The sequence below is a fragment of the Caloranaerobacter azorensis DSM 13643 genome, assembly GCF_900129995.1.
GTDB classification, from domain to species: Bacteria; Bacillota; Clostridia; order Tissierellales; family Thermohalobacteraceae; genus Caloranaerobacter; species Caloranaerobacter azorensis.
In genome coordinates this window covers 1-10,598 of record NZ_FQXO01000078.1, presented here as the reverse complement: position 1 = coordinate 10,598, position 10,598 = coordinate 1, and the positions used below count along the sequence as shown (strand labels likewise).

The window sequence follows — 10,598 nt, the reverse complement described above, 5'->3', positions numbered from 1 at the left end:
TTCCTTAAATACTACTTTTCTTATTTTATATCCATAAAGCTCAACAAAACCTTCCCAATGATCTTGAAATATCTTTTTGATGATTCTTTTACTCATACACCTCACCTTAACTTTTTACATTAATTTACTGGTAATAGTTTACTCAAACTCTAGACTCTTTTTATTTACTAGGCTACGCCTATATTATTTTATCAAAAAAATTTATACTTTCTTAGACAACAAAAAAAACGATATTGAATATTATATATTAGACTAAAGAAAGGAGAGATAATATATGCCTATTATACAAGTACCTGTAGTTATAGGTGAAGGTTCTAAACAGTTTCTATTAGTTACAGTATTAACTATTGCTCCACCTAGCCCACCTATTTATAGAATAAATAATATAGAAAAGAAAGTTATAATTACAAATTGTAAAGTTATAAAAGATAAAGTAATAATAAATGGTTTAGTAGATAAAAATATAAATTATAAAACTGTTGAGCATGTACACGAAGATGAAAATAGACCAGTTGTAAATGGCCCACTATACCATTATACCACTCAAATTCCTTTCTCAACTTTTGTTGAAGTTCCAGGAGCTATGGAAGGCGATAATTGTGAAATTGAATCTGCAATAGTAGAAGGTGAAAAAGACGAATTAATGGATCCAAATATATGTTCAAACAATAATGATCCTGTAACTTATAATAAATTGAAAGAAAAATTAGTTGTTAGAATAGATGTTAAAGTTACAAGAACTGAAAAAATAAATGTTGAGTCTCCTCTTACAAGTAAAATCGAAGAAATTTAATAAATAGAATAAGAGCTAAGAACATATTTAATAGTGTTCTTAGCTCTTTTTTTCGTAATTAAGTATAAACTATTCTTCTTTATAATTATCAGATTCTTTAATGTCAATTTGACGAACTGAATTTTTGAGAATTTCTAAGTCCATTTCAAGCATATCATACACTGTAAGATTATCTTCTGGCTCGAACTGCCAACATTGAATACTTAAACTTTGATTTTTGCCTTTTTTAATATCTTTTTTTTCATCATATAGCTTTTTCTCTTTTACTATTTCATTTTCTAAATCATTTATATCTTGTTTTACCAGTCGTCTATCATAATCAGAACTTACTTTATCCAAAAAAAATAAATCAACTTTTATTTCCCCGGAAACTTTTATATTGATATATTTATTTGTAAGACCTGAATTTATAAAATTTAATGTACAAGTTAGCTGAGAAGGAAACATTGCTATAGCTTCTATTTTGTCAATATCAATTAATTTATCTGAACATGATAAATCATAATTAACAATTTCACAAAAAGTTTTTTTCAAAAATTTAGCTGAATACCTTTGATTCTGCAAAGAATTATTCGTAAAACAAAACAAAATATCATAATCCCCATAGACTATAATTTTTTTATTAGACAAAACATCAGCAAATAGGTTTGAAGGTTTTACTCTATACGATATTATTTTTGAATCAGACAAACTAGCTATTTTATAATAATGCGTAAATTTTTTTGTACCTTTACCAATATTAATTTTTGTCATTAAAATATAGCCTCCTGTTTCATTTTTATTTATTCTCTCTATTCTCCCCATATTCACATATTATGCACAGAGCAATAAATAAGTTACTCAACAAATAAAATTTTTTGAAATAACATAAGTCAATTGTTCCCATGAAACAAAAGGCTTAGTTGATTTATTCAACTAAGCCTTTTCTTTTTAAGATTCAATTGTTTCTTTTATTTTTTTAGAATTTTTAATAGCCTTAAATGCCTCTATAATCATCCAAATCTCGAGTATCATTATTATAATTCCTATTACAAACAACAACCAATCTGAATTACCTGCATATTTTATAATATTATATACCATGCCCCAACCTGTCATAAGTATCATGAAAATCATTGGAATTAAAGTATATACAATCGGTTTCTTTTTCTTAGCTAAATACACTGTTATAACCAATAGTGCCAATCCTGCCAATAATTGATTTGTAGCACCAAACAATGGCCATAATATCATCGCACCTGCTCCGCCAGGTTTTGCCAATGCCAATAACAAAGCTGTAATTACTGCAAATAGTGTAGCACCTGTTTTATTTGCGATTGGCTTGATGTTCCAACCTTCTGCTAACTCGCTAACAACATATCTCTGTATTCTTGTAGCTGTATCTAATGTAGTTGCGGCAAAACTTACAATGAATACAGCTAATATAGTTTTAGCAAATTCGCCACCAATACCTATATGTGAAATAAAGCTAGCACCGCCATCAACAAAAGCTCCCAACTTAGCTCCTAAACCACTTGCACTAGCCCAATCAGCATATCTCTGTGTCCATGCTGCTGCATCTCCTAATCCTGCTGTACAAGCTACAATAACTAACATTGCAAGTGCTCCTTCTAATAGCATACCGCCATATCCTATTGTTAAAGAATCTTCTTCTTCGTTTAACTGTTTAGAAGAAGTACCAGAAGATACTAAACTATGGAATCCTGAAATGGCACCACATGCTATAGTAATAAACAAGAATGGTAATATAGGAGGTGCACCTTTAACAGCAGTATTTATAGCTGGAGCCGATATTGTAGGATGTGCAAATAATAATCCTATTATTAGTAGTGCCATAGCTACTAATAATTCATGGGAATTGATATAATCTCTTGGTTGTAGTAAAGTTTGTACTGGTAATATTGATGCAATAAATGCATAGATAAGTAGTATAAAAACCCAAACTAGAATTTCTTGTAATCCAAAAATTTCAGGAATATGGAAGTCATTTATATAAACTGCTCCTACCAAGATTGTGAAGTACATTAAAATTATTGCAATAATTGATAACCATTTTACATTCATATTTTTCTTATAAACTAAATAACCCATAAGTAGTGCAATCGGAATCTCCATCCAAACTGGAAATACAGAAGCTGGATACATTATAAATAACTTACCTATAATCATAGCAAAAATAGCAATTACTATTAACAATAAAAAGAATATTACTAATAAGAATAGAACTCTTGAAGTTGGACTAACAATATCCTTAGTTACATCCCCCAACGATTTACCTTTCTTTCTTGATGATATAACTAGCGCTCCAAAATCATGTACTGCGCCCATAAAAATTGAACCTATAAATACCCACAATACCGCAGGTACCCAACCCCAAATTACACCAATTGCCGGACCAACTATCGGTCCAGTGCCTGCTATAGATGTAAAATGATGCCCAAATAAAATACTTTTTCTAGTTGGTACATAATCTACACCATCATTAATAATATGTGCCGGTGTCTTATTCTTGTTACTTAATTCAAATAATTTTCTGCCTAAAAACTTACCATAAGTCTTATAGGCAATAATGAAACCAAAATAAGTCAATACTATTAATAGTAACGAATTCACTTTTTCCCCTCCCCTTTTAAGTTTTAATAATAATTTTAAAATCAATTAAATTTTTATATAACTATCCTTTATCCTTACTCACCCCCTTCCAAATATTTAAAGTTGTATACAATATTCATCATTTAATGTAAAACATTTCTCTATTTCAATTTTATTTTTATTCTGTATTTATTATACTCCTTTTAACTTTATAAATAAAGAAAAAAAACATGTCATTTTCCTACAAAAAATGACATGTTTTAAAATAATATAATCAACATACCTTGTATAATTCCTATTAAGAATCCCAAAATACCACCTAAAATCTCTATATGTTTAAGTTCTCGTTTTGCGATAGAAATGATTATACTCTCTATCTTTTCTAGTTCAAAAGAGTTAATCTTTTCTTCTATCATTTCTGAAAGCCTAACTTCATTCGTTGCTTTATGGACCATTTTTTCAATTAAATCTTTCAATATTCTTTCACCTTCAGAATCAACCATCTCATTTACATAGTTAAAAATCATATTTTTAAAAGTACTCGGTATTATTGAAGGCAATTTTTCATCAATAATTCCATTAATTTTTCTTTTAATAATAAACATAATATTTGAAAGATTTTCTTGTTCAATCACCTTATCAATAATTTCATTAACTGAAACAAGTTCCTCTTCAACCACTTGTCCAATGCTTTTAGCCATCTCTTGTCTTCTTTTTGGAATCAATCCCTGTATCTTTACATTTATAATGGGTATCGTAATAGGTTTCAGTGGTCTAAATATTAATTTGATAGCTATTATATTAGTTATCCAGCCTATCATTGCTCCAATTACTGCTAAAATCAGTACCTGAATGATTATCATATTATCACCTCGTATGTTAAATAGTTGATAACGTTTAGTATAACCTAAAAAACTTATATTACTTTATTTCAATTTTATTCTTGTTCAATTTCAATGTCACCAGTTGACACTTCAACCTTTATTAATACTCCCCCGCCATTAATCTCTTGTCTAGTCTTATCTTTCATAAATTCTTCTTTTTCAATCGTACATTTAGCATCTTTAGGAATAATAAGCTTTATATTACCTACTCCACAATTAACATCGATTATATCAGATTCTTCCAAATTAGCAAATTTGATTTTAGCATTACCAGTTCCACTATTGAAATTAGAGTTTTTTACAGGTATTATATTGTTTCCATAAATATTTCCTACTCCTGTTTTTACATTAAACATCCCTTTAACATCTATTAATTTTACATTTCCTACATCAGTTTCTAATGTTATTTTACCAATATTAGATGGCATCTCAATAACATAAGTGATTTCTAAATCACCACAATCATACTTTTCTGATTTCAATTCCCATATATCTTTTTTCTCATTATTAGTATATACAGCTTTTACAGAAATTTTATTTCCAACCTTAAATGCTTTAACGTCTATTACATCTAGAAGCTCTTTTGCGATAACATCAGAAGTTGCATTCGCAATTTTTTTAGCTTTAATTCTCAATTTATCTGAATTTGTAGTTTTTATCTCAATATTGCCAACACCATTTATAATTTCTAGTTCTTCTAATCCACTTACATCTTCAATAATTGTTTGTTCTCTTTCTACTTTCTTATAATTGTTATCATTTAAAATATAACAATTATTATTTTCATAATCACAACCTGTAAAGATTAACATAGTTATAAATGGAATAAATAATATAAATTTTTTATTCATTTCCCCACTCCCTTGTAATATAATTTCTATTTATCAAAAATAAACTAGACTGTTGACAAAATAAATTTTATGAAAATGACGCTCATGCAGACGAATTTAGAAAAAACTAAATTCTTTCAAGCATTCGCTTTCATTTTCATATATATTAAAAAATATAAGTTTGTCATCAACCTGTTTTATTTATTTTTATTTATCAAAAATAAACAAAATCTATTTTAATTTAGTTTGTATAAATTAAAAATTAATTATATTTTAAAATATTTAATAGATAATACTAATTAAACATCAACTAATATCTGATTATAACATAATTTTTATTTTCTTAAAATAGCATTTATTAATAAAATAGCCTTTTAACTTTTTTGTTCAAAGTTAAAAGGCTATTTTATTTACTAACAATTATTCGATTTCTCTATATCTTCTAAATGTAATATCAATAAGAGAAACAAATAAGAAAAATGAAATAACTAAAAACATCGCAATAAATATAAAATATACTATTAAAGGATTCAAACTAGCTCGATAGAAAACGAATACTAACCCTGCATAAAGTAATAAATATACCATTCCAATCAACATAGAAAATACTACATTCAAATTCTGTTTCATTGCTTTTTGTGGATTATCCCAATCTAATAAAGGTCTAGTTATATCAATAAAAAAACCGATTTCAAATACTGGAATGCTTCCTAATAACCCCAAAATCAATACTATTATTATGGTTGACAATTTTAGTCTAATAAATATCAAAGCTGCAACTAATATCACAACTATTGTCAATAACTGCAATAAAATTGATAGAAGCATCTTACCAATAAGTTGATATTCTACTTTTATTGGCATTATCCTCGATATCCAGAATTGTTTTCCTTCTCTAGAAAACGAAGTAGATGCTATTGAATTTGTTGTCGCAATAAAAATAAAAAATCCAATTAGAATTAAATTGAATAAAAGAGCATTTTCTTCTAGATAAAACTCCTGAATAGAATTAATAAATCCATCATTAACTATAGCAGGAAATATAATTATTACAGGTATAATGAATATTGGCACTATTGAATTTACAAAAAATACTGGAGTCCTTAATAATATTTTTATTTCTCTATAGAATATAGCAATAACTGGATGCCTTGATTTGAAAATATCCTTTTTCAATTCTTTTTTTGATAATTTTCTTTTAGCAAGTACTTCGTCTCCTCCTATAACTCCTTTATAAAATATATTTTCTCCAAATATTATCATTATATAAAACACCAATATCGATGATATTACAAACAATGCAAAAGAAGTAAATCCTTGAAGCTTTTGAGAATTTGCAAGAGCTATTGCTGCCCAACGACTTGGTGGAAAAACATTTTTAAAACTTTTAATAAAAGAATTATTTTCCTTTACCATTTCAGCAATATATTGTTCTTCACTGCCATATGGAACATCTTTCATTGTAAATTGAACACCTAATTGTATTACTAAAATTACTATAATTAACAATGTCATTCCTATTACTCTTAATAAATCTCTTTTTCCTTTAATATTAGTATATTTCATAAATATCATTACAATTATTGATGCCAATCCTAATGGAATAATTGGTAACAATAAAAGAATACCTATGCTATATATCCAATACAATAAATTAGTTTGACTTCGTATGCCAAATATAATAATTATCGGCAACACTATAGGAAGCATAATTAAATATTCATTAACTACTAACGTTATAAATTTCGCTGTAATAATATTACCGGGTTTAATAGGTAGTGGAATTAATATGTTTAAATCATCTGAAAAATAAAATTTTGACATTACATACACTATTCCAAATAAAAATATCACTATCTGCGATACTAAAAAACCCAATAGTAGCAATAAACTTTGTTGATTAACCATTTTAAGTCCTATATATATTCCATTTATCAAACCAATATAAAGAAGATACACAGGTATTAGTGAAAGAATGGCTACAACGAATAAAACCAATTTCCATATATCTTTTTTCTGCTTTAAATATGTATACTTCATAGAAGAAATTCCAAAATTAATATTTAAATTTACTTTTATTAATGACATCAATTCTCTCATTGTTCCGTCAACTCCAAGAAAATATTTTCTAAAGATTCTTCATTCATAAACTGTCCTTTTAATTCTTCCATAGTTCCTTGTGCGATTATCTTTCCTTTATTTATTATTGCAATCCTATTACACAATTTTTCCGCTACTTCTAATACATGAGTTGAAAAAAATACAGACTTGCCTTTCTCACATCTTTTCCTCATTATTTCTTTTAGTTTAAAAGAAGATTTTGGGTCAAGCCCAACCATAGGTTCATCTAATATAAATAATTCAGGGTCGTTTAACAATGCTCCTATTAAAACAATTTTCTGTTTCATACCATGAGAATAACTTTTAATAAGGTCGCCAACAGCATCCTCTAGCTCAAATACTTTTAAATACTCTCTTATTCTTTTATTTCTTATTTCTTTTGAAATGCCATACATATCCGCCATAAAATTCAAGTATTCTATTCCTGTTAATCTTTCATAAACTTTAGGATTATCAGGTACATAGCTAATCAATTTCTTCGCTTTTAAAGGTTCTTTTTGATTATCAACATTTTTAATATAAATCTTACCTTCATCTGGTTTCAATAATCCTACTATCATTTTTATTGTAGTAGTTTTACCAGCACCATTAGGACCTAAAAATCCAAATATTTCTCCCGGCTTTACATGGATATTTACATTATCTACAGCTTTAATTTTTCCTTTGTTATACGATTTAGATACATTCTCTAATTTTAACAAAACAATTCACCTCTACATTTTTTTCCTGTTTTACATAACATTATACTGTAATTTTTTCCATTTTTCAATAAATCAAAAAACAAAAAACTCCCAAGCAAATTCCCTTGGAAGCATCATTTTTCCTTTTCAATTTTTACTTTACTATCTTTCTCTTTTAAACATAATCTACATCCCGAACATACTGATACTTTATTTTGAAAAACATTTTTAATTACCTTTATTATTTCTCTATCCTGAATACTTTTTTCTATATGAATTATTATTTTCTTTGGTGCAATAGTTATTAATGAACTAATAAGTAAATCATCATAATTCATTTCATTCTCTGAAATTTCTTCTGCAAGCTCTTGAAAAATATCATTATCAATCAAATTCATTTTTTTATCAAATAATTGATAAGTTCCATCACTCTTAAATATTATATTGACTAATTCAACTTTAGACTCTTGTAATTCAACAAAATATTGCAGTACTCGAATAAACTCTCTATATTCTTTTTCAACAAAGAAATCTTCTATATTTTTTTCTAATGCTTCTTCGATTAATTCTGTAAAAAATTTAAGTCTAAAGTTCACCAATCCGTCTATTATTAGGCTGTCACTTTCATCTAAAAAATCCATTATAGTTTTCAATATTTTTGTCTTTTTACTTATTTGAGGCATTATTCCTTCCTGAAGCACATATTCATTTCTGTTAAGATAGTCAACAACTCTAGATTTTATTATCTTTTTATCTTCAAAACTTAAATAATAATACTTGTCATATATTAACCTATCTATTATTTTCTCCTGATAGATATTAATTACTATGTCTGTTATAGCCTCTGCAACATAATAATTGAAAATATTTTTTATATTTTTATGCTTAACCTCTCCACCATTTTCAATAGAATATGTTATAAAATTTATATCTCCTATTTTTTCTATTTTTTTATCTATATGAATTTTTTCTTTTTCAAAAGAACATAGTCGTTCATCTAATATTTCAGTTATTTTTTCTAATTTCTCTTTAAATCCTATAATTAGCAAATTCAAAAATGTCACTCCTTTCTGATGTACTAGTAGTATATGTTTTTAATATTGCTATATGCATTTTTAACGATTACATTAATTGTATACTAAAGGAATAATTGAACCTACATCTATTATTTTTTTGCTGCTGAGTATAACTGGCTTTTTTCTATATTTTTTCAAAAAAATATTAATATCTAAAAAATTCGGATGATGCTGATATTCTCCTGTAAATGCTAATTGCATGTCACTAATAAATCCTGTTGCTCCGCCTATAAATCCATAATTTAAACCGGGTAAATCAATATATCCACTGTTTATAAACAGTGCATCAATAAAATATTTCTTACATTCTTTATAGATTGAAGGATCGGAAGTTATTATCGCATTATCTGATACTATACAAGTTGAACATTTAGAGTATCCCTGTTTTATATTTATAAATTCTATACCCTTTTTTTCTAAATAATATTTAAGTTTTTCATCTGTATATTTAAAATTATGTATAGCATAATGAGAAACTCTTGCTACATTATATGCAATGTTTTCAGGATAGTTTCTCTTAAGTTTTTTCTCGCCTTTAATCAATTTAAGAGACGCATTTTTTAACATATCTTTATAATAATCATAAACATTCGGTGCAATAATAAGAGTTTGATAATCTATTGGATGTATTACAATATCAGGATGATAAGATATCGCATCATATAATTCTTCACACTTAATAGTTTTAATTACACGAATATTAAATTTTATAAGTGTATTTATTATATCCTCATGCGCTCTACCGTCTATAATAACTGCTCTCACTTTTCGAAATGGAATAAACGGATTTTTCATTCTTATAACCTCCGACCAAAAAAATAGACTCCCAAAAACGGGAGTCTTACTTTGGAGGCGGCACCCAGATTCGAACTGGGGAATAAAGGATTTGCAGTCCTCTGCCTTACCACTTGGCTATGCCGCCACACAATGGAGCGGAAGACGGGACTCGAACCCGCGACCCTCGCCTTGGCAAGGCGATGCTCTACCACTGAGCCACTTCCGCTTATTTGATTTTTGGTGCCCAGAGGCGGAATCGAACCACCGACACGGGGATTTTCAGTCCCCTGCTCTACCGACTGAGCTATCTGGGCATCCTGAGAATACCAAGCTATAAAATATGCTAGTGGGTATTACCTTAGCGACATGGATTAGTATACAACATTTCTTTTCTAAAGTCAATAGTTTTTTTTTTAAGTTTCCCCATTTTTTTGAGAAAGAAATAAAAAAGATATTGTGGATAAGAAAATACGAAGCTGTATATTTATCAACAGATTTAATAAATTGAATCGAGTAGGAGGTAGATGATTAATTCATCTACCGACCTCTCACACCACCGTACGTACCGTTCGGTATACGGCGGTTCATTAGGTTAAGTTCAATTTCTTATACTGCATAGAGAATGTTTTAAATCCTTGATTTAGCCAATACTGATTATTTAATGTCTTATTTAATATAGGACTATTAGATATACGCCAGTACCCCTTTCGGGTATTAGCGTATTGCCATGCCTTATACTCTGGGACTCCTAATCTTTTAAGATTCTTAAATTTGGTCTTAATTTTCTTCCATTGTTTCCAAAGGCATGCCCTTAATCTTCTCCTAGTCCATTTGTCTATCGCTTT

General features: G+C 27.8%; 10 protein-coding genes and 3 tRNA genes. 1 reads left to right on the top strand and 12 read right to left on the bottom strand.

The genetic code is table 11. The features are described from left to right. The first annotated feature begins 274 nt into the window (after positions 1 to 274). Positions 275 to 793 carry a DUF3794 domain-containing protein gene (locus tag BUB51_RS10495; protein WP_052045311.1) on the top strand — a complete coding sequence of 173 codons (519 nt, stop codon included), beginning with the start codon at positions 275 to 277 and terminating at the stop codon, positions 791 to 793. A 69-nt stretch (positions 794 to 862) separates the two neighbouring features. Here BUB51_RS10495 and BUB51_RS10490 read toward each other — a convergent pair whose 3' ends face one another. The 12 genes from BUB51_RS10490 to BUB51_RS13350 all read right to left on the bottom strand — a co-directional run. Continuing rightward, positions 863 to 1,546, bottom strand: a complete 684-nt coding sequence (locus BUB51_RS10490) for a hypothetical protein (protein WP_035164518.1) — start codon at positions 1,544 to 1,546, stop codon at positions 863 to 865. Positions 1,547 to 1,723: 177 nt separating this feature from the next. Further along, entirely contained in the window at positions 1,724 to 3,406 is a 1,683-nt protein-coding gene (locus tag BUB51_RS10485) for a carbon starvation CstA family protein (protein WP_073197614.1), read from the bottom strand. Between the two features lie 239 nt (positions 3,407 to 3,645). Next, entirely contained in the window at positions 3,646 to 4,248 is a 603-nt protein-coding gene (locus BUB51_RS10480) for a DUF445 domain-containing protein (RefSeq protein WP_035164522.1), read from the bottom strand. 74 nt (positions 4,249 to 4,322) lie between these two features. After that, a complete protein-coding gene (locus BUB51_RS10475; protein ID WP_073197612.1) occupies positions 4,323 to 5,120 on the bottom strand; it encodes a DUF4097 family beta strand repeat-containing protein in 798 nt (265 codons plus the stop codon). A 399-nt stretch (positions 5,121 to 5,519) separates the two neighbouring features. Beyond that, the gene (locus BUB51_RS10470; RefSeq protein WP_073197610.1) at positions 5,520 to 7,199 is read right to left on the bottom strand and encodes a putative ABC transporter permease subunit; all 1,680 of its coding nucleotides are present in this window, start codon (positions 7,197 to 7,199) and stop codon (positions 5,520 to 5,522) included. Next, positions 7,196 to 7,921, bottom strand: a complete 726-nt coding sequence (locus BUB51_RS10465; protein WP_035164528.1) for an ABC transporter ATP-binding protein — start codon at positions 7,919 to 7,921, stop codon at positions 7,196 to 7,198. Before BUB51_RS10465 ends, BUB51_RS10470 begins: the two co-directional genes overlap by 4 nt. A 113-nt stretch (positions 7,922 to 8,034) precedes the next feature. Further along, positions 8,035 to 8,955: a putative sporulation protein YtxC gene (ytxC, locus tag BUB51_RS10460; protein WP_073197609.1), complete on the bottom strand. Its 921-nt coding sequence runs from the start codon at positions 8,953 to 8,955 to the stop codon at positions 8,035 to 8,037. Positions 8,956 to 9,027: 72 nt separating this feature from the next. Then, the gene (locus BUB51_RS10455; protein WP_073197607.1) at positions 9,028 to 9,771 is read right to left on the bottom strand and encodes a DUF6873 family GME fold protein; all 744 of its coding nucleotides are present in this window, start codon (positions 9,769 to 9,771) and stop codon (positions 9,028 to 9,030) included. 52 nt (positions 9,772 to 9,823) lie between these two features. Continuing rightward, positions 9,824 to 9,898 (bottom strand) — tRNA-Cys (locus BUB51_RS10450). Positions 9,899 to 9,904: 6 nt separating this feature from the next. Continuing rightward, positions 9,905 to 9,979, bottom strand: a tRNA-Gly gene (locus BUB51_RS10445). A 12-nt stretch (positions 9,980 to 9,991) separates the two neighbouring features. Beyond that, positions 9,992 to 10,067: transfer RNA gene (locus tag BUB51_RS10440), tRNA-Phe, on the bottom strand. Between the two features lie 273 nt (positions 10,068 to 10,340). Then, a partial coding sequence (locus BUB51_RS13350) for a group II intron maturase-specific domain-containing protein (protein WP_073197605.1) occupies positions 10,341 to 10,598 on the bottom strand: 258 nt, incomplete at its 5' end.